Below are 18952 nucleotides of genomic sequence, written 5' to 3' on the forward strand. Positions count from 1 at the left end.
ACGATCTTGACACACCCGCCAGACGAGGGCCCTATCTTACGGCGTTTTCGAGGGCCATATCCGCCATATCTGAATAACACGCGTTTCATTTCGAAAGCGGTCCATCGGCGCCAAACTGATTGCTATCAGTCATATTCGCTATCCACTCTACTTTCTTAGATTTTCGGCCTACGGACGCTCGAGATACCGCTCGTCTGGTCAGTTACAGCGGCCGTGTTCAACTACGACCGTGAGTACTCAGCGTCCGGTGAGACCACCACGAAAGCCTCTGGGCCGCTCGAGTCAGGGGCTCGCTTTGCTCACATGCTTGCATCGCCCGCCGTCCCCGAGCGGCCCAGCCCCTTTCAGTCCCACCCGAGTCGGTTGCCTGGCCGGCCATCGTGGGTGGGGCTGAAAGGGGCTTTCGTGGTGGTCGATTCTCGGCGAGTCGGTGTACTCTGAACACCGCCGTTACAGCCGTCCGCGGTTTTATATACCAAACCGCGGCCAACCGGGGTATGACAGGTTCCAACCAACTGTCACGACGAACTGCACTCCGAACGATCGGCGCCCTCGGCGTCTCGACGGTCGCCGCGTCGACAGCAGTCAGCGCACGATCCGACCCTTCCGAAGGGGCCGACCAGTACATCGGCGTCGTCGACCGAATCGTCGACGGACGATACGTCGTACTGCTGCTCGAGGAGGACAACCAGGTGGTCGATCAACTCGTCCTCGACGTCGACGAGTTCGACAGTATCGAAGAGCGCGACGTTCTCGTAGTCATACTCAAGGACGGAGAGCTCTACCGGTATCAGCACCTGCCGGAGAAGCCCGAAAGTACCGGTCGAAACGGACGGAACTGACGCTCGCTCCGGAAACGCTCCGTCGGTAGATCGCGAGTAGCCGGCGGTATCGACGACGCCACTCGTCAGTCGATGGGGATCTGCGTTACCTCGCGCGACGGTTGCTTGAGAGGGACGCGCACGTCGAGATCAGCGGACTCCGCCTCGAGGTCCTCGAGTGCCCGACGGATCCCGTTGTGGTGTCCGGCACCGATAATCGCGACGACGTCGTATCCCCCGCAGCGAAGCCGGTGGAGGCGTTCTGCCATCGCTCGATCACGCTGATCGATCAGGACTCCCGCCACTTCGGGAAGCAGCAGCCGCATGTTGTCGATCACCGGCTGAACGTCGTCGCCGTGATCGATCTCCGAGAACGGGGTCGCCACCACTTCCATCTGCCGGGCGTACTCCTCGGGACCCAGCGACTGGGTTCGGAACAGCAGCCTCGGCAGCGTCTCGGGGCCGATACGGTTCATAAGGGCGGTAACGGTCTGTGACATCGGTTCGTCGATGAGGGCGACCTCGGTGTCGAGTTCGGCAGCCGTCTCGATTGCCGTCTCCATATCCGTTTTCGTGGGATCGAGACCGGACAGTCGGACGACGGTCTGCTGTATCGCTCGCAGTACCGTGTATCCGACCGCCACCGGCGGTGGGAGGTCGCGAGCCAGTTCGATCGGGTTCGGCCGCCGATCCTGCTGGAGATTCTCGAACCGGCGCTCGTCCAGTTCGACGGCGACGACGTCGGGTTCGACGGTTCGGATCGTTTCGCGCGCTCGCTGTCGGTGGGTCCTCGAGAAGTGGACGCTGGGGACGAAGGTGATGGTTCCCTGGTCAGACATTCGTTCGCACAGTTCGTCGACCACGGGCTTGAAGCTAACAGTGTTCCGCGTCGACTCCAGGCCGGTCAGGAGTGCGCCAGATGGCCGACAGAATGATGCCTCGAGCGCTGAAATGCCGTCTGCGGCGTCCTCTCTACGAGTTGGGCCGGTGGGACGATTGATCGTCCGCGCCGTCGATCAGCTGTTCGGCGCTACTCTCGCCTCGAGAACGCGTCGCGTCGCCGAAGCCGGCGCTGATGATCCGCGTGAGCGCCGCTTCCGCGCTCTCGTCTAGCTCGGTGATATCGTCGGGATCCACCTCGAGAACGAAGCCGGTGGTAATGTTTGGCGCCGTCGGCAAGAAGAGAATCACGCGCCCGTCCGTGGTTCGATGGCCGGTTTTGAACCCAGTCATTCGAAGCCCGTCCCAGAGTTCGAATTTGACCGGGCTCTGTACCGCGTCCGTACCGACCGTCACCTCGGTCGTGCTTTTGGACGCGTTGTAGACGAGCCGCAGCCCGGGAACGCGATTCGCCGCGTGATCGAGCCAGGCTTCGAACAGTTCGCCGATCGTCGTTCGCGCGAGGCTTCCGATTCCGTACATCAACAGCGCGACGATCGAGAGCAAAACGAGGACGCGAACCACGCCCGCGAGGTGCTCGAGCGTCTCCTCGTTGACGCCGACAAGCACCGTGCCGAGCGCATCGCCGTCGAGCATCACCGCTGGAGTGACGTTCGCGACGAACGAGTAGAGCACGTACACGATGAACAGCGTGACGAGAATCGGAACCAGAACGATGAGCCCTCTCCCGAAGTCTCGCTTCCACGAGCTCATGTTACTTCCCCCACACGTACGGCTATTCGCTGCATCGTATGAATAGGTTTAGATGTCGGCCGAACGTGCGAGTGGTTCTGAACAGGTGTCATTAGCGGTGACGGCGAAGTTCCATGAGGATCGGCGCCGGAAGGTCCAGCGCAGCCAGCACCTCCTCGCGTTGGGCCGGCGATCCGTGACCGGCTACGAACCCGTTGAGTCGTGCGACGACCGTCGACTCGACGAACCCGTCGCCGTACAGGCTCGCGAGTTCGTCCCCGACGACCGGCGTCGACTGCAGTTCGTACTTCTGGTGGAACTCCTCTGCAGAAGTGAATCCCTCGAGCCGTTCGACGTCGGTCGACACCGACCGGCCGGTTCGCTCCGCGAGCGCGGCCCGTTCACGGCGCGCAACCTCGTACTGCTCGTCGTCGTGGGCGAGGACGACGCTACGGTACTGTCGTTTCGGTGCCGACGTACTCCAGTCGTGGTTCGTCCAGAACACCTCGAGTAGATCCTCGTAGGACAGTTCTGCGGGGTCGTACGCGACCTGAACGACCTCCGTGTGGTCGCCCAACGAAAAGTAGGTGGGATCGGGTTCGGTCCCGCCCGCGTAGCCGACTTTCGTTCGGGCGACGCCCTCGAGCGCGCCGAACCGGGCGTCCGGTCCCCAGAAACACCCCATCCCGAACGTCGCTGTCGCCGTTCCGTCCGGGGCCTCGAAGGGCGCGTCCTCGAGCAGCGCCGGTTCCGCCGCCGCCTCGCTCGTCCGTGTCATATGGAATTCTTCGGCCGAAGCCGTATGCCTGTGTCGCCGCGACCGATCGCCGTCGATGCGAACGGTCACCGTCGAATACAGTCACGAGCGTGGTCGATAGCCTTACTTCAGGCTGGTCGGTGGTCGTCCCGAACGCACTATGGGAGACATTGACGTTGCGATCGGCGTCGACGCGGACTGCGTCGCCGGCTGGCTCGGCTCGTACGGCGGTGAAGACTCCCCCGCGGATCTCTCCCGGGGGCTGTCCGCCGGGAACGAGGGCATCCCTCGGATGCTCGCGCTCTTCGAGGAGACGGACGTCGAGACGTCGTGGTACGTCCCCGGGCACACGATCGAGACCTTCCGCGACGAGATCGAGGACGTCGCAGCGGCCGGCCACGAACTCGGCGTCCACGGCTACTCACACGAGAACCCGACCGACCTCTCGAGAGAGCAGGAAGACGAGATTCTCGAGGTATCGATCGAACTCATCGAGGACGTCACCGGCTCTGCGCCCACTGGCCACCGCGCCAGCTGGTGGGAGTTCAGCGAGAACACGCCCGAGTTAGTCGAGAAGCACGGCTTCGAGTACGACAGCAGCCTGATGGAACGCCAGTTCGAACCGGGCTGGATGCGAAAGGGCGACAGCTGGGAGACGATCGACTACGACGAGGATCCCGAGACCTGGATGGAGCCCTACCAGTACGGTGAGGAGACGGATATTGTCGAGATCCCGATCAGCTGGTACCGGGACGACATCCCGCCGATGCTGTTCATCAAGCAGCCGATCTACCACGCCGGCTACAAGGATCCGGAGATGATGTACGAGCAGTACTACAAACGACAGTTCGACTTCCTGTACGACCGGCGGGGCGCGGGCGTTTACACGTTCACGATCCATCCGGACATCCACGGGCTGCCACACATGATCCCGCTGTTCGAGGAGTTCATCCGCTACGTGAAGGGCCACGAGAACGCGCAGTTCGTCACGCTCGAGACGGTCGCCGAGAAGTTCAGGGACGACCCGTCGGTGTACGAAAGCGAGAGCGAGTACGTCTAACAGTAGTTGGTACTGCTGTTTCTTACTCGAACCCTCACGTGAAACTTCGTGGTACGTACAGGCGGAGGAGGTAACGCTGCGGTAGCGGTTCGAGGCCAGCACCCGCGAACGAGCGAAGCGAGTGAGCGGCCTTTTTCATCGAAGTTTTTGCGCCGAGGGTGAGCGAGTACAGCGAGCGAATCCGAGGCGGAAAAAGTTCGGTATGCACACGTACTTAGCAAATCGTCCCTCTCTACTGCTCACTACTCGGCGAACGCGTCTCGAATCCCCGTCTCGTCTTCGTACGCCTCGAGCGCGAGCGCGAGTCGGATCCGGGCCTTCTGTGCGGGGAGGTCGCCGGCAAAGATGGCGCCGTACTCCCGGAGCCGTTCGCCGCCGCCCTCACCGCCGTAGATCGGCACGACTCGTCCCTCGAGACAGCGGGAGGCGACGACGACCGGCACCCCAGCGTCGATTGCTTCGCGGACGCCCTCGGCTATCCCCGCGGTCGCATTTCCCAGGCCGGTGGCCTCGAGGACGAGTCCGTCCGCGCCCCGCTCGAGCGCGGCCTCGAGCAGTTCCCCGGCGACGCAACTCCCGCTCTTGATCGTGAAGACGGTCGCTGCGAGCGAGGTCGCCGCGAGCGGGCGCGTCTCGCTTCGGGGCGTGCGGTGGACCGCGACGCGGTCGCGGTCGACGGTCGCAACCGGCCCTCGGGTTACGGATCGGAACGCCTCAAGAGCAGACGTGTGCGTCTTCGTCACCGATCGCGCGGCGTGGATCTCCTCGTCGAACGCGACGAACGTGCCGCCCGCGCCACGTTCGCGGAACTGCGTCGCCGCACGAACCGCCGTCAGCAGATTGCTCGGTCCGTCCGGACTCACCTCGTCCGGGCGGCGCTGTGCGCCCGTCAGGAACACCGGCGTGTCCGGCTGGACGGTAACGTCGAGATAGTAGGCCGTCTCCTCGAGCGTGTCCGTGCCGTGCGTGACGACGACGGCGTCGACCGTCGGTTCGCCGTCGAGTTCCCGCACCCGGTCGCCGATCCGCTCGAGCGTGTCCGCATCCATCTCGTAGCTCGGTGTCTGGGCGATCTCCTCGACGGTGAGCGTCGCGTACTCGTCGATCTCGGGAACGGCCTCGAGGAGTTCCTCACCCGTTCGCGTCGGTGTCGCACCGCCGGCCGCGTCGGTGCTCGCGATGGTGCCGCCGGTGCTGCAAACGGTCACGTCCATATCGACGGCTTCGACGGCGACGGACGAAAAGGTGTGCGAGCGCCTCAGCCGAACCGTCTCGTCACCGCTCCCTCGAGTTCGTTCCGGACCTGGCGGGCGATCGGTCGCGGGTCGTCCAGGTGGAGGTAGTCGAAGTTGGGGACCTCGTAACACGACCGGAGAATCTCCCCGGTTCGGCCGACCAGGGAGGGGCGTTCGACGAACGGAGACTCCTCGCGGGCGACGCTGACGAGGTGCTCGAGTTCGCCGTAGAGGTAGTGCGTACCCGTGCCGACCTCGTAGCCGGGTTCGATCTCGTCGGCGCTACCCGTCGCCGCGAGCCAGTACCAGTGCGGGAAGTCAGCACCCGCGTGGGTCGCACAGCCGAGCGATTGCCACATCCGCGGGTTGATCTCGACGATCGAGAACTCGCCCGTCTCGGCGTCCTCAATGTACTCGATGCAGGCGAGTCCATGCCACTCGAGTTCGTCCAGGATCGCCCGGCCGGCCTCCTCGAGGGCAGGAACGTCGACGGTCTCGCGGTAGACGCCGCCGCTACCGGTGTAGGAGTCGCCGCGCAACTGGCGGTGCTGGAAGGTCGCGAGCGCCTCCCCGCGATCGTACAGCGCGCCGAAGACGTATTCGTCGTTCCCCTCGACGTACTCCTGGACGATCGGTTCGTGATTCATCTTCTCGACGAGCGCGTCGGTGTCGGGCGTCTCGCCCGGGGGGACGTGCTCGACCGACTTCGCGATCTTCGAGTCTTCGAACTCGAACGACTCCAGATACTCGTCCGTGAGCAGGTTGTACCGGGATTTGACGATCCGGTTGCCGCTCCAGTCGTCCACGTCGTCGAGCAGTTTCGTCTCCGGGATCGCCACGCCGGCGCGGTCCGCGGCCTCCGCGAGCCGCTTGCGGTCGTGAACGTCTTTCAGCGTCTCGAGTTCCGGGACGACCACGTCGATGTGGCGCTCGAACTCGTCGGCGTACTTCGAGAGGAGGTACGTATCGTGTGGCCGGTGGGGAACGATCGTTCGGACGTCCGGCCGCGCAGCAAGTCCCAGCAGCGCATCCTTGTACGCCGGTAGATCGCTCGGCGGCGCCACGAGCACCGACTCGTCGCAGTATCGGGAGGCGGTGACGCTGAGCGTCTCGTCGTCCACCGCCGCAACGGTGTGGACATCGCGGGCGGCGAGCGACCGGATCGACGCGTACCCGTGTGGGTATCGCGAGGCCGTGATCACGACGGCGTCGCGTTCGTCAGGCAACGTTGATCACCCGCTTCTGGAGCGATCGCGTATCGATCGGCTGCCCATCGTCCAGGACGGCCGAATCGCGGGCGAGAACGTGTTCCGTTACCGGCATCGTGAGGACGGTCAACAGCGTGTAGAGTTCGCCGACCCGGTTTTCACCGTGCTGGTGTTCGCGGTACAGTTCGTGGACCGCATCGGCGTCGAGGCCGGGAAGCCCGTCGGCGAGATCGGCCCGCTGTCGGAGCACCGTGGCCGGAAACTCGTGCGATCGGAGCAGTTCGGCGTCGTCCAGCCAGGGACCGTCGGTCAGATACGGCTTCGGCGGCGTTCGGTTCGTCACGTGTTTCTGCCAGAACTCGAGCAGGTGTTTGCCGGCGTACTCGACCGGGAACGGCTGCGAGAGAGAGACGCCAGTGCTCGCGTGTGGGATCGCCGCCAGGTCGGGGCTCAGGCGGTCGACCGCCTGCCCGACGAGATTTCGGCGAAGCCGGTACCGGATCGGCAGCGACAGCGAGAGCTCGATGAGCCGGTTGTCGAGAAACGGCGACCGGTAGGGAAGCATTCGACGAAGATCGGTGTGAAACCGCATGTCGTCGTCGTTCGAGAGCGGATAGCAGTCGCCGTAGTAGACGAGTTCGTCGAGCGAGTCGTACGTGACGCCGTGGTGGACGATCCCCTCGCCGTCGCGGTAGATGTTCGCCTCGAGCACCGATCGAAGGTCAGTTCCCACGTCGAACTCGTCGTGAGCCGACTCGAGCAGCAGATCGACGTAATCGTCGATCGTCTCGATCGACCGTTCGATCGGGACCGTCACCGACCCGAGCGAGCCCAGAGAGACGGTCGGTGAGGGGACGCTGAAGCCGTCGAACAGCGAGTCGGCGTACAGTCCGGACACGAGCGCGTCGACCTGGCCGGTGATTTCGTCTTCGAACCCGCTCGTGTACGGCTGACTGAACCAGCCGTTGAACGACCCGGCCCACCGGTTTCGTTCGAGCGCGTCGATTCGGTACTGTGCCCCCCGCTCGAGCAGTTCGAACTCGGCGTCGGCCTCGAAGGCGACCCGTTCCGCGGTGCGAGCCTCGCGGTTCATCCAGTCGTTCATGTGGAAGCAGGTCGCGTCGTCGAGGCCGGCCAGGACGAGCCGCGAGTCGCTGCCGCCGGAGAGCAAGACGCCGTGCTCGCGCCCGTCGTCCGTCCACTCGTCGAGGACCGTCCGGAACCGACGTGCGAACTCGTCGACGAACCACTCGAACGACTCGTCGCGCGGCCGGTACCGGGGACGCCAGTACTGGTCGGTCGTCAGCGTGCCGTCGGCGAGCGAGACAGTCGTGAGCGTCCCCGGCTCGAGTTTCTCGACGCCCTCGAGCGGGGTTCTGACGCCGAACGTGCGCCGGAACGCGAGATACTCGTGCAGATACGCCGGATCGAACGACGTCTCGACCGCCGGGTGGGAGGGAAGGAACTGAATATTCGTCGAGAATACCACCTGGCCGTCGTGTGTCCGGGTCCAGTAAACCGGCACCGTCCCGAACCGGTCAGTACAGAGCGTGAACTGCTGGCGCTCTCGATCGTAGATAAGTAGCGTGAAGTTTCCGTTGAGTCCGCAAACGAAGCGTCGCCCCTCGCGTTCGTACAGCGACGCACAGTACTGTGCCGGATCGACATCCGAGGGTCGACTCTCGTACCCCCCAGATCGACCGACGGCGCTCGCGTCGTACCCGTACACGTCACCGAGGAGCCAGAATCCGACCGCTTCGCCCTCGGCTGCGACGGGCTGGCTCGAGGACCGACACTCTCGCGGCTCCGTCGCGATCGCGACGTCGTCCGTCAGGTACTGGATCCCGGGATCGGACGAGAACCAGTCGTCGAACGGGTCCCCCGACAGCGAACCGTCAGCGCAGATTACACCGTGCGTGTACCTCATTTATGATCACCTCCTCGCCAGATCAGTCCAGTCCAGTTCGGGCATCGCCAGTCTCTCTTCCTGGGGTAACGAGATCATACCAGGGACGACACTTTTCAGTATATTTACTATACAATTGCTAACTTTCAAAAATGGTTGTACGTCGACGGTCACGGATCAGTGAGGAAACCGGTCACGAATCAGTGAGGGCAGGACGAACGGACCAGGACAGGTGTTAAACAACTGTTAAACGGCCGATATTCCGGTCTACAGGAGACGTGGGCTAATCGTCTCCCGAGAGACTGGACCGCGTGTCGTCTTCGCTCTCCCGGACAGGCAGTTCGCCGTCGAGATACTGTTCACCGACGGTCGTAATTTCGTACTTTCCGCGGTCGACCCGCTCGACGAAACCGCGATCCGACAGTTCGGTCAATCGCCGGCTGACCGCCTCGCGGCTCCGGTCGATGTTGAGTGCGATAATCGACGGCGTTAGGACGAGTTCCGACGTCTTGAGCGTCTGAAGGACGTGATCGTCCATCGGCGTCATCCAGTCCGGATTCGATCGGACGACGCTCGGATCCCTGAGGAGGAACACCGACCACTCCGTCCGTCGGAGTCTGTTGTGCATCGGATCGTACATTCCGTAGGCGATCAACAATGCGGAGACACCCTGGACGAAGTGAATCGCCGGCCGATAGAACAGCTGTGTCAGTGGATCACCGAGGACGAACACGAACAGCCCGACGAACGAGACGATAATCGGCGGTCGGTAGAGGAGGTGCGCTCGCCTGGCGTACAGCAGATAACTGAGCCCGAGGCTAGCGAGAATCCCGACGACCAGGTCGTACGCGACGAGCGGCGGGACGTTCGTCACGGCCGTTCACCTCTCAACGAGTCGATCTCGAACGTGTGAGTGGTGACGAGGAGGAGGATGACGACGGCGAGGGCCGCCGTATTGATACCGCTCTTGAGAAGCCGAACGAAGAGCACATCGCAGCTAAAGAGCAACACGAGCGCGTTCTGCACGGTAAACAGCGACATGACGACGAGGAGGCCGAACACGGCCTTCCCGATCGGCGACCGACGAAATACCGACCACAGGAGTAGCGAAAGCAGCGTCGCGCTCGTCCCCGTCACAACTGCAAAGAGAACGGAGGCCTCGTAGACGACGCAGTCGTGCATCGAGTATATATTGCGGGCGTGTCGAATATGACTCTTATCAAAGCGTCCGCGAACACCCTGCTGAGACCATCTCGCGGGCTCGAGACGGATACAATCGGGATACTTTGGCTCGAGAGCCCCTCAGACGCGCAACACCGCGAGTCGAAGAGAAAGACGGGCGAGAAACGCGCCGCTAACGTTCTGTTCTAGCTTTCAGTACGGACAGTAGTTGAAACTGGCTCGTTACATCGCATAGGACTATGGTGTGTCACCGCATAGCATAGAATATGAAGTCCAGATGTACGCTCTGCAGGCGGGTCATCCCGGACCAGTCACTGCAACGGTGGTGTGAATGCGGCTGGTGTATGGATTCGAACTGTAAACGAAACCACCGGTCGTTCTGCCCGGTGCACGGAACGGAACGGTGGATCGGTGCGGTCGAACTGTAACCGACCACGGTTCCCTTCGAGCGGCGTCGCCACGGCGAATAGAGACGGGTATCCTCGAGAGGCGCAGGAAACGTCGTCCAGAAATCGAGTGGGCCAACTCGGATTTGAACCGAGAGCCTCCACCTTATCAGAGTGGCGCTCGACCTAATTGAGCTATTGGCCCGCGTCCGCATCAGATAGTTGTGCGGTTGTATGTTTAAGCGTTTCTTTCTCCTGGACCTGTGCGAACCGCTACCGAGCGAAGGGGTCGTCGGTGTCGTCGCTCGAGTCCCCCTCGTCGCCGAAATCGATCGTGTACGAGTCCTCGTCGTTCGAGTCGACCGAGTAAGCGTCCTCGCCGAGGTCGTACGTCCCGCCGTCGGTCGATTCGGCTCGGCCTGCGCCCGATCCGTTCTCGTCCGGGAAGCCGACCGTCCAGACCTTGCCGCTGGCGAAGCCGCCGGTCTTCTTGTCCGCGTACGGGATGATCACGTAGCGTTTGAGGGCGGTTCGGATCGGGATTCGGGTCAGCGGTACGACCAGCAGGAAGCCGAGCAGGTCCGTGACCAGGCCCGGCGTGAGCAGAAACGCTCCGGAGGCGATCAGAAAGCCGCCGTCGAGCAACTCGTTGGTCGGCGGTCTGCCCTCAGCGAGCGACCGCTGCATCTTTCGAATCGTCCGCCGGCCCTCGGCCCGCACGAGCAACATTCCGACGAGACCGGTCAGCACGACCAGCAGGACCATCAGCATCCAGCCGGTGTAGGCGGTCGCGACGAACCCGAGGAGTACCGCATCGAGAAACGGAATCAGCAGTAGCGCAAGGATCCACCGGAGCATACCCCAATATACCCGTTGCCGGGTGAAAACCCTTTACACTCGTTTCGCAACCCGGACGTTCGTCGTGTAACGAGTCGATCCGTGGACTCGCTCGAAACCGAACGAAGCCCTTACGCCGCGGACACCCAACGGTCCAGTATGGACGATTTAACGCGCGTCGAGTGGCGCGAGTGGGGCCAGGACGCCTTCGACGAGGCCGAAGCGGCCGACGTCCCGGTCCTGTGCTCGCTCACCGCGACGTGGTGCGATCACTGCCACGAGATGGACGAGGAGACCTACGCGGAGCCGCGGATCGCGGCACACGTCAACGACGGCTTCGTCCCGGTCCGAGTCGACGTCGACCGTCATCCGCGCGTGCGCGATCGGTACAACATGGGCGGCTTCCCGTCGACGGTCTTCCTCGCGCCGGACGGGAACGTCCTGACCGGCGCCGGCTACCTCGGGCCGGACGGGATGCGCCAGGTGCTCGACAGCGTCCGCACGATGTGGGAGACGAAAGGCAGCGGCGCTGCTCGCGTTCCACGGGCGCTTCGAGAGGACGAGCCACCGGCCGGCACGCTCTCGAGCGACGTCGAGGCGTCGATGCTCGGCCAGCTTACCGAGGCCTACGACGAGGTCGCCGGCGGCTGGGGGTCGGGACCGAAGTTCCCGCTGCCCGACGCGCTCGAGTTCGCGCTCAAGCGCGACCGCGAGATGGCGCTGCGCTCGTTCGACGCCGTCGGTGCGAACCTGCTCGACGAGTACGAGGGTGGCTTCTACCGGTTCGCGACCGAAGACGACTGGTCGGGACTCCAGCACGAGAAGCTACTGGACTCCAACGGCGCGCTCGTGCGCGCGTTCGCGAACGCCTACCTCCACACCGGCAAAGACGAGTACCGCGACCCCGCCGAGCGTACCATCGAGTTCCTGACGACGACGCTGTGGAACGCCGACGCCGACGCGTTCGCCAACAGCCAGGCGCCGGGAGAGCCGGAAACGTACAGCCTCGAGCCCTCCGAGCGCGAGGGGGCCGACGAGCCGCCGGTCGACGAGGGTGTCTTCGCCGGCCCGAACGCGCTGGCGATCGAAGGGCTACTCACCTACTACGCCTACACGGACGACGAGCGAGCCCGGCGGTACGCCGAGCGCGCGCTCGGGACGCTCCGCGAGGAGCTGCTCGTCGACGGCGTCGTCGCACACGTCCTCGAGGACGGCACGGACGGGGGCGTGACCGATACCGACACCGGCGAACCAGTGGCCCTGCTCTCGAACCAGGCCCGCGCGCTCGCCGCCCTGACGACGGCCGCGAGCACGCTCGGAACGGACGTCCTCGACGACGCGATGGCGGTCGCCGACGCAACCATCGAGCGGCTCCGCGACGGGGATTCGTTCGTCGATAGCGCGGGCGACGGCGTCGGGCTGTGCGACCGACCGCTACGACCACTGGACGCGAACGTCGCCCTCGCCGACGGGTTGCTCGAGATCGCGGTGCTCACTGGCGAGGACCGGTACAGAGCGGTCGCCAGGGAGACCCTCGAGGAGTTCGCCGGCGCCAGCGATCGGTTCGGCGTCCAGATCGCCCAGTACGGGACGGTCACCGCTCGACTGCTCGAGGGGCCGCTCGTGCTCCGGGTCGGTGACGACCCCGGTTCGGACCTCCATCGCGCGGCGCTGCGGCTCGCGGACCACGAGAAGGTCGTCGTTCCCGACGACGGCGACCTCGAGGCCGGCACCGCGCGCGTCGAGCGCGGCGACCACGTCTCGGAACCGGCCGAAACTCCCGAGAAGTTGAGCGAGCGAGTGCAGACGGTTCTCGAGTAGGCTTACTGGGTTCAAACACCGCAGGTCAGAAATTCAGCAAACTACCACAGCGTTTTTGTTTCTCGGGTGAGCCTCATTCTGTATGGCCAGTCTTAGGGATCTCGGGCTCTCCGAGTACGAGGCTCGAGCGTACCGAGCACTGCTGAACACCGGCCCCACAACCGCCAAGGAACTATCGCGTGCGAGCGACGTGCCGATGGGGCGGATCTACGACGTGCTCAACAGTATCGAACAGTACAATCTCGTTCGCAGCCAGACCGCGAGCCGACCGAAAAAGTACGTCGCCGTCGAACCCTCGACGGCGCTGGATCGGCTGCTCGACGACAAGAGACGCGAACTCGAGGAGAAGGCGGAACAGTACGAGTCGATCGTCGACACGCTCGCCGACGAACTCGACGCAGCGGATCCCGTCGAGGAGCAGTTCTGGACGGCCGCCGTCGGCCCCGAGGAGACGGTGGACCTGCTGCTGGAGCGACTTGCAGCGGCGGACGATCACATCGTGATGGTTGCCGCGGACCCCGTTCCCGAACGGGACATGCAGACCGTCAGTGAAGACGTTCTCGCACAGTTCGAGGACGCGCTCGATCGGGGCGTGTCTGTCGACATTCTGATGACGCGGAAGATGGTCGAGTCGCTCTCCGCGAACGTCGGCGAACGGTATCGGAGCGCGTTACAGAACCGCGACGACTTCGACGTCCGAACGAACGACGACGTGACGGGCTCGTTCAACATCATCGACGGCGTCGAAATCTGTATCCAGGTTCCGAACCCGCTGTCGTCGGGCGACGCGTTCGGGATGATCGATCTCAAGGATCCGGAGTTCGCCGCGAACGTCCACGGGGAGTTCGTCCCGCGGTGGGAAGAAGCGGAGCCGCTCGTCTTCTAGTCGTCGTTGACTTCCGTGCGCAGCCGATCCATCTCGACGATCCGCTCGGCGTGGGCGTTGTGCTGGTGGATCGACTCGTCGTTCGACTGTTTCATCGTGATCACGGCGTCGTCCGACAGGTGATCGAACTCGTCGACGACCCCTTCGGCCATCGACCGCACGCAGTCCTCGACGAACTTCGCGTCCGCGTGGGCCGCGTAGGTCATGTGATCCTCGTCGGGTCGCTTCGCGAGGTTGTAGATCCGCGCGCTCATCGAGTCGCGGGCGATGTCGATGACGTCGTTGAGGTCGACCTTCGGATCGCCGTTCGCTTCGACGGTCAGGGTCGCGTGCCCGCGCTGGGAGTGGCCGGGCTGGGGCACCTCGTCCAGGAACTCCGTGATCGTCTCCTCCTCGACGCCGAGGTCCTCGAGCGTCTGTTTCGCGCGCGCGGCGGACATCCCCTGCGAGCAGGGGCAGACGGTCATCCCGACGACCTTGGCGCCGATCTCTTCGCGAGTGCCCTCCTCGGTCGCCGACGCGGCCGCGATGATGTCGACGGTGTGCTGGGTCTCGCGGTCGCTAGCTGGCGTCTGCTCGCGGCGCATGAACTCCGCCTCCATCGAGACCTCCGCGCGCGAAGTGTAGTCGTGTTTCCCGAGGAGTCGTTCGGCGACCTCGCCGCAGACCTCCTCGACGCGGTAGGCCTCGTCTCTGGTGGCGTCCTCGAGAATCTCGTCGATGACCTCCATGTTGCGGCTCATGTCCGCGCCCTTGCGCCACGCCGGGAGGTCGACGAAGACCTCGAACTCTGCCGTGAGGACGATCGGTCGTTTGTCCTCGCGGGCGATCTTGACGAGTTTCTCGACGCCGGTGACGCCGACCTGGCTCAGGCCGACGGTGACGTCGGGGGACGACGCCTGCACGTCCGGAAGCTGTTGACTCATTGCCCGTATTCAGGGTAGCGTGCGATTAGACCTTTCGGAACCGGTACTCCTTCCTTCGGCGTGATGTTCGGTGTCGAACGCGCTCGTGCCGGAACCCCCAACAACGAGTGGTGTTCGGGAACGCTCGTTCCTTTACGTGTCTCTGGTCACAAGGTAGAGCTATGACGGGACATCGGAGGTTCTCACGTCTGTAATATTCGCCAGCATTGGCTCTCCGCCGGTCGCGGAGTTCGCTCGTCGTTTAAGTACTTCTGGTCACAAGGTAGAGATACGACGGGAAGTCGTCCGTTCTCACGTTCGTAACGCTCGATAGCATCCGCTCCTCTCGCGGCATCGGACCGTTCGCTCTTTAAGTGCTTCTGGTCACAAGGTAGAGCTATGACGGGAAGCCGTCGTTCTCAGGTTCCCTCCAAACGGTGAGCGCTGCAGCCGTCGCTCGCCGACTCGAGGACTTTTTCGCTTCGATCAGCCGCTCGCTCTTTAAGTGTCTCTGGTCACAAGGTGGAGCTATGACGGGGAGTCGTTCGTTCTACCGCACTCAACTCTGGTCGAGCGGCGCGTGTAGCACGCCCTCGAGCGAAGATCAGAGCCGAAGTGCCCGTTCGCTCTCGAAACGTAACGGACGACAGTCACGATGGGAACGGTAGCCACTCACGTACGCGAGACGATCGACGATCAACTCGCCGGGATCGAGCACGCCCACGACGTGTCGGTCGTGCTGGCGGTCGCCCGCGGGAGCCACGCCTGGGGCGCGGCGAGTCCGGCGAGCGATTACGACGTCGGCTTCGTCTACGCACCGACGGACCTGCGGCAGTATGCCCACCTCGAGGGCGTCGACGACGTCATCGTCGCAGAGCGCGACACGTTCGAGTACCAGGGCTGGGACGTCCGCAAGTTCGCGGGGTTGCTCGCCGACTCGAACGACGGCGCGATCGATCTTCTCCGGAGTCCGATCCGGTACCGCGTCGCCTACGACCCCGACGAACTGGCCGCGTACGTCGAACGAACGTACAACCCGATCGACCTCTATCACGCGTGGCGAGGGATCGCCGCGAACAACTACCGAAAGTACCTCTCGGAGCACCTGGTTCGGACCGACGACGCGATCTTTCCGATCCTCGAGGCGCGCGACGACGAGTACGTCGTCGAGGACGACGACGGGACGATGACCGTTCCCGCGGACGACGAACGGTTCAGCGAGACGCAGACGAAGCCGACGGTCAAGCGGAACCTGACGGTCGTCCGCGCCGCGATGGCCGCCCGCTACCTGAAGGCGACCGGCGAACGCGGCGGCCACGAGCTTCCGGCGCTCGAGTTCGAGACCTTCCTCGACGAACAGGCTCCGTCGGTGTTCGACGCTGCCCGGATCGACCGCGCTCGCGAGCTGCTCGAGCGCAAGCGAGCGGGCGAGGGGGGCGTCCGAATCGGCGACGCGGTCGGCCGCGCGTTCGCCCACCCACCGAAGCGGATCGATCCCGCGGTCCACGCTCGAGACGGACCCAGTCGGGAACGGCTGGACGAGTTCGTCGACGAGATGCTCGAGGCGGGACGGTGACGCGGGTCGCGGCGGCGCACCGACCATCCGTTCTTTAAGTGTCTCTGGTCACAAGGTAGAGCTATGACGGGAAGTCGTCCGTTCTCCGATTCTCAAACGTCCCAGCCGAACGGCTGTCGTCGATCTGGATGACTCGCTTTTCTGTACCTGCTTTCGGTCACGAGGGAGATCTATGGCGGGCTCTTTTCGAACCGATCACGTCGGATTGATTGTACGTCTAAAAGACGTGTTACTCGGCTTAGCAGTCCCAACGGCGGCGAAACGAGCAAGTCTTTTTCCGTCTCCCGGTCTGAGCGACACACGATGTACGACGACGGTGTTGACTCCGGGCCAGCCCTCCAGCGGGACCCCGATCCCGACGGCCGGGACAGTGACCGCCACCTCGAGACGCGTCCCGGCTCCGGGTCGCTCTCCCGGGCGGACGTCCAGCGCGATTCGACCGTCCGCCAGTGGGGCGTCGTCACGCCGAGTGCGACCGTCATCGGTCGTGCGGAGTCACCCGACGAGGAACTCCCGGAGAGCGTCCGACGGCTCCACGACGAACAGCACGGCGCGACGCCGGGGTACAGCGAACGCGCTCACCGACTCGATCGCCTGCGGACGACCCAGGCGCTGTGTAACGCTCTCGATCTGACGCCGTGGCAGCGAGACCTCGCGCTCGGCGTGATGGACGAGATCGATCTCACCGAGTTCGGCAGCCAGCGCGGAATTCCGAAGGTCGCGCTGGTCGTCATCCGCCACGTGGTCGACGTCGACCGGCAGGCATACTTCGGTCTCGACGATATCGACGCCTCGGCGCTCTCTCCCGATCGGATGGACGAACTGTTCGGCCAGTACCGCGCCCACGATATCACCGACGAGGAGACGTTCAAACGGCTCGCGGCCCACCACGGGCTCGATACGACGAGCCTGAACCGCCTCCGTCGAGTGCTGAAATCGCAACTCGAGGACGAGCTGCCGGCGTACGGCCGGAACCCGTACCGGGACCCGAACCTGCCGAGCCTCGAGGCGCGCACCGACGAGGAGTCGATCGACGCGACCGACGACTCCGACGCCGCCGGCGAGTAGCGCGGCCGAAGGGGCCGCCGTTCGACGGAGTTCGCTCGAACACCGGGTTCGACGGATCCGGGGCAACTGCCGGTGACCGTCGTCTTTTCCGTCGCGAACACCTACAGCGGCCATGTCCGAAACGGATTCAGTGGGTCGACTCACGATCTACGCCGACTACGTCTGTCCGTTCTGTTACCTCGGTAAGCAGTCCCTCGAGCAGTATCGCGACGAACGAGAGGGATCGCTCGACGTCGAGTGGCACCCGTTCGACCTGCGGAGCGGGAAGCGAAACGAGGACGGTTCGATCGATCACTCGGCCGACGATGGGAAGGACGACGACTACTTCGAGCAGGCGCGAGAGAACGTCCGTCGGCTCCAGGAGCAGTACGACGTCGAGATGGGCCAGGAGCTGGCGATCGAGGTCGACTCGCTGAACGCACAGCTCGCGTCGTGGTACGTCTCCGGAGCCTACCCCGACCGATGGGACGAGTTCGACGCGGCGATCTACGACGCCCTCTGGCAGGACGAACGCGATATCGGCGATCCCGACGTTCTGGCTGCTCTCGCAGACGACATCGGTCTTCCCGAAGCAGAGATTCGCGACGCGATCGACGACGACGGGCTTCGAGCGGAGCTCGAGGATCGGTTTACCGACGCCCGCCAGCAGGGAATCACCGGCGTGCCGACGTTCGTCCACGACGGGTACGCGGCCCGCGGTGCGGTGCCGCCGGCACAGCTCGAGCGGCTGGTCGACGGAGCCGACTGACGCTCGAGTTACTCGAGTTTCTCGAGCCCGTCGAAGAAGTTGGCCTGCGGGCCGACGAGCGTAACGGGGTCGTCCGCGACCGAGACCTCGACCGTCGCCGGTGGCTCGAGTTCCCGTCGGGTTCGACCGTCACTGATCGCGTAGGCAGTGTCGGCTCCCGACACGGCGAGTGTGATCTCGGCGTCGGGATCGACGACCAGCGGCGGCATCGCGTTGGCCGCGGCCATCTGTGTCACGACCAGCGTGTCGGCTGCGGGGTGGACGAGGGGGCCGCGCTCGCTCAGGTTGTACGCGGACGATCCCGTCGGCGTCGCGACGAGGACGCCGTCGGCGTGACTCTCCGCGTAGTGTTCGCCGTCGACGCGGGTCTCGACGGTGACGCCGCCGCCTCGTCCTCGCCGCGGACCGTGGACGACGATCTCGTTGAGCGCCGGTTCGAGCGTCCAGTCGTCGCCGCTCGCCCGGAGACGAGCGAGTTCGCGGCCCTCGATATCGCCGGTTTCCCGGAGCGTCGCGACGAGGTCCGTGACGACAGAAACGGCATCCGCTGGTGTAACGGCGTTGAGAAAGCCGACCTCGCCGAGGTTGACGCCGAGGATCGGCGTGCTTCCGACCTCACGGGCGACGAACAGGAGCGTCCCGTCGCCGCCGATGCTCACGACGAGATCACGGTCGGCCATCGCCGCGACCGGGACGTGCTCGCGGCCGATCGCAGTCCCAGTTGCCTCGTCCACGACGACCGCGGCAGTGTCGTCCGCTCGTTCGAGCGTCTCGACCAGCGTCTCGGCGAGTTCCTGTGCCCGCTCGTTGTCGCGTTGTGCGACGATTCCGACAGCGACGTCCATCGTCGGCGGCTAGCCGCCCGCGGACAAAAAGCCACGCATCCCGCCGGCCGCGGTCCCGACCAGACACCCCGTCAGTAGA

General features: G+C 64.3%; 18 protein-coding genes and 1 tRNA gene. 7 read left to right on the forward strand and 12 right to left on the reverse strand.

Translation table 11 applies throughout. The features are described from left to right. The first annotated feature begins 497 nt into the window (after positions 1-497). Positions 498-842, forward strand: a complete 345-nt coding sequence (locus CV102_RS19965) for a hypothetical protein (protein WP_148859797.1) — start codon at positions 498-500, stop codon at positions 840-842. A gap of 65 nt (positions 843-907) precedes the next feature. Here CV102_RS19965 and CV102_RS19970 read toward each other — a convergent pair whose 3' ends face one another. The 3 genes from CV102_RS19970 to msrA all read right to left on the reverse strand — a co-directional run bounded on the left by CV102_RS19970 (position 908) and on the right by msrA (position 3231). Next, entirely contained in the window at positions 908-1660 is a 753-nt protein-coding gene (locus CV102_RS19970; protein ID WP_148859798.1) for a TraB domain-containing protein, read from the reverse strand. Between the two features lie 133 nt (positions 1661-1793). Next, a complete protein-coding gene (locus tag CV102_RS19975; RefSeq protein ID WP_148859799.1) occupies positions 1794-2474 on the reverse strand; it encodes a DUF502 domain-containing protein in 681 nt (226 codons plus the stop codon). Between the two features lie 91 nt (positions 2475-2565). Further along, entirely contained in the window at positions 2566-3231 is a 666-nt protein-coding gene (gene msrA, locus CV102_RS19980) for a peptide-methionine (S)-S-oxide reductase MsrA (RefSeq protein ID WP_148859800.1), read from the reverse strand. Positions 3232-3370: 139 nt separating this feature from the next. Here msrA and CV102_RS19985 point away from each other — a divergent pair, with 139 nt between their 5' ends. Then, entirely contained in the window at positions 3371-4270 is a 900-nt protein-coding gene (locus tag CV102_RS19985) for a polysaccharide deacetylase family protein (RefSeq protein ID WP_148859801.1), read from the forward strand. Positions 4271-4512: 242 nt separating this feature from the next. On the opposite strand, the gene CV102_RS19990 is transcribed toward CV102_RS19985, so the two are convergent. From CV102_RS19990 to CV102_RS20020, 7 genes are all read right to left on the reverse strand, one after another. Further along, positions 4513-5484, reverse strand: coding sequence for an asparaginase (locus tag CV102_RS19990; protein ID WP_148859802.1), 972 nt, complete (start codon positions 5482-5484; stop codon positions 4513-4515). Positions 5485-5528: 44 nt separating this feature from the next. Further along, positions 5529-6731, reverse strand: coding sequence for a carboxylate--amine ligase (locus tag CV102_RS19995; RefSeq protein WP_148859803.1), 1203 nt, complete (start codon positions 6729-6731; stop codon positions 5529-5531). Next, positions 6724-8640 carry an asparagine synthase-related protein gene (locus CV102_RS20000; protein WP_148859804.1) on the reverse strand — a complete coding sequence of 639 codons (1917 nt, stop codon included), beginning with the start codon at positions 8638-8640 and terminating at the stop codon, positions 6724-6726. Before CV102_RS20000 ends, CV102_RS19995 begins: the two co-directional genes overlap by 8 nt. Before the next feature lie 262 nt (positions 8641-8902). After that, a complete protein-coding gene (locus CV102_RS26775; protein ID WP_233710753.1) occupies positions 8903-9493 on the reverse strand; it encodes an ArsR family transcriptional regulator in 591 nt (196 codons plus the stop codon). Beyond that, on the reverse strand, positions 9490-9801 hold the full coding sequence (locus CV102_RS20010) for a hypothetical protein (RefSeq protein WP_148859805.1): 312 nt from the start codon (positions 9799-9801) through the stop codon (positions 9490-9492). The genes CV102_RS26775 and CV102_RS20010 overlap by 4 nt, the downstream gene beginning before the upstream one ends. A 517-nt stretch (positions 9802-10318) precedes the next feature. Beyond that, a tRNA-Ile gene (locus CV102_RS20015) sits at positions 10319-10392 on the reverse strand. 68 nt (positions 10393-10460) lie between these two features. Next, the gene (locus tag CV102_RS20020; RefSeq protein ID WP_148859806.1) at positions 10461-11045 is read right to left on the reverse strand and encodes an FxsA family protein; all 585 of its coding nucleotides are present in this window, start codon (positions 11043-11045) and stop codon (positions 10461-10463) included. Positions 11046-11126: 81 nt separating this feature from the next. On the opposite strand from CV102_RS20020, the gene CV102_RS20025 reads away from it, so the two are divergent. Beyond that, the gene (locus tag CV102_RS20025) at positions 11127-12845 is read left to right on the forward strand and encodes a DUF255 domain-containing protein (RefSeq protein WP_148859807.1); all 1719 of its coding nucleotides are present in this window, start codon (positions 11127-11129) and stop codon (positions 12843-12845) included. A gap of 82 nt (positions 12846-12927) precedes the next feature. Further along, complete coding sequence (locus tag CV102_RS20030) at positions 12928-13731, forward strand: TrmB family transcriptional regulator (RefSeq protein ID WP_148859808.1); 804 nt, start codon at positions 12928-12930, stop codon at positions 13729-13731. Here the strand turns inward: CV102_RS20030 and mptA are convergent. Continuing rightward, on the reverse strand, positions 13728-14657 hold the full coding sequence (mptA, locus tag CV102_RS20035) for a GTP cyclohydrolase MptA (RefSeq protein ID WP_148859809.1): 930 nt from the start codon (positions 14655-14657) through the stop codon (positions 13728-13730). The two genes, CV102_RS20030 and mptA, sit on opposite strands and share 4 nt — an antisense overlap. Positions 14658-15291: 634 nt before the next feature. On the opposite strand from mptA, the gene CV102_RS20040 reads away from it, so the two are divergent. The 3 genes from CV102_RS20040 to CV102_RS20050 all read left to right on the forward strand — a co-directional run bounded on the left by CV102_RS20040 (position 15292) and on the right by CV102_RS20050 (position 18028). Continuing rightward, positions 15292-16212 carry a nucleotidyltransferase domain-containing protein gene (locus tag CV102_RS20040; RefSeq protein ID WP_148859810.1) on the forward strand — a complete coding sequence of 307 codons (921 nt, stop codon included), beginning with the start codon at positions 15292-15294 and terminating at the stop codon, positions 16210-16212. Positions 16213-16515: 303 nt separating this feature from the next. Then, complete coding sequence (locus CV102_RS20045) at positions 16516-17280, forward strand: DNA-directed RNA polymerase subunit epsilon (protein ID WP_148859811.1); 765 nt, start codon at positions 16516-16518, stop codon at positions 17278-17280. Positions 17281-17392: 112 nt separating this feature from the next. Further along, positions 17393-18028, forward strand: a complete 636-nt coding sequence (locus CV102_RS20050) for a DsbA family oxidoreductase (protein ID WP_148859812.1) — start codon at positions 17393-17395, stop codon at positions 18026-18028. 8 nt (positions 18029-18036) lie between these two features. On the opposite strand, the gene CV102_RS20055 is transcribed toward CV102_RS20050, so the two are convergent. Next, a complete protein-coding gene (locus tag CV102_RS20055; RefSeq protein WP_148859813.1) occupies positions 18037-18873 on the reverse strand; it encodes an NAD(+)/NADH kinase in 837 nt (278 codons plus the stop codon). Positions 18874-18952: the final 79 nt, after the last annotated feature.

The organism is Natronococcus pandeyae, assembly GCF_008122205.1.
Lineage (GTDB): Archaea > Halobacteriota > Halobacteria > Halobacteriales > Natrialbaceae > Natronococcus > Natronococcus pandeyae.

Bases quoted from the DNA above. Each gene is read 5' to 3' on its own strand.
- CV102_RS20020 (WP_148859806.1), bottom strand. From the start codon at position 11,045: ATGCTCCGGTGGATCCTTGCGCTACTGCTGATTCCGTTTCTCGATGCG.
- CV102_RS19975 (WP_148859799.1), bottom strand. From the start codon at position 2,474: ATGAGCTCGTGGAAGCGAGACTTCGGGAGAGGGCTCATCGTTCTGGTT.
- CV102_RS19965 (WP_148859797.1), top strand. From the start codon at position 498: ATGACAGGTTCCAACCAACTGTCACGACGAACTGCACTCCGAACGATC.
- mptA (WP_148859809.1), bottom strand. From the start codon at position 14,657: ATGAGTCAACAGCTTCCGGACGTGCAGGCGTCGTCCCCCGACGTCACC.
- msrA (WP_148859800.1), bottom strand. From the start codon at position 3,231: ATGACACGGACGAGCGAGGCGGCGGCGGAACCGGCGCTGCTCGAGGAC.
- CV102_RS20040 (WP_148859810.1), top strand. From the start codon at position 15,292: ATGGGAACGGTAGCCACTCACGTACGCGAGACGATCGACGATCAACTC.
- CV102_RS19970 (WP_148859798.1), bottom strand. From the start codon at position 1,660: ATGTCTGACCAGGGAACCATCACCTTCGTCCCCAGCGTCCACTTCTCG.
- CV102_RS19990 (WP_148859802.1), bottom strand. From the start codon at position 5,484: ATGGACGTGACCGTTTGCAGCACCGGCGGCACCATCGCGAGCACCGAC.
- CV102_RS20055 (WP_148859813.1), bottom strand. From the start codon at position 18,873: ATGGACGTCGCTGTCGGAATCGTCGCACAACGCGACAACGAGCGGGCA.
- CV102_RS20030 (WP_148859808.1), top strand. From the start codon at position 12,928: ATGGCCAGTCTTAGGGATCTCGGGCTCTCCGAGTACGAGGCTCGAGCG.
- CV102_RS20050 (WP_148859812.1), top strand. From the start codon at position 17,393: ATGTCCGAAACGGATTCAGTGGGTCGACTCACGATCTACGCCGACTAC.
- CV102_RS19985 (WP_148859801.1), top strand. From the start codon at position 3,371: ATGGGAGACATTGACGTTGCGATCGGCGTCGACGCGGACTGCGTCGCC.
- CV102_RS20045 (WP_148859811.1), top strand. From the start codon at position 16,516: ATGTACGACGACGGTGTTGACTCCGGGCCAGCCCTCCAGCGGGACCCC.
- CV102_RS20010 (WP_148859805.1), bottom strand. From the start codon at position 9,801: ATGCACGACTGCGTCGTCTACGAGGCCTCCGTTCTCTTTGCAGTTGTG.
- CV102_RS20000 (WP_148859804.1), bottom strand. From the start codon at position 8,640: ATGAGGTACACGCACGGTGTAATCTGCGCTGACGGTTCGCTGTCGGGG.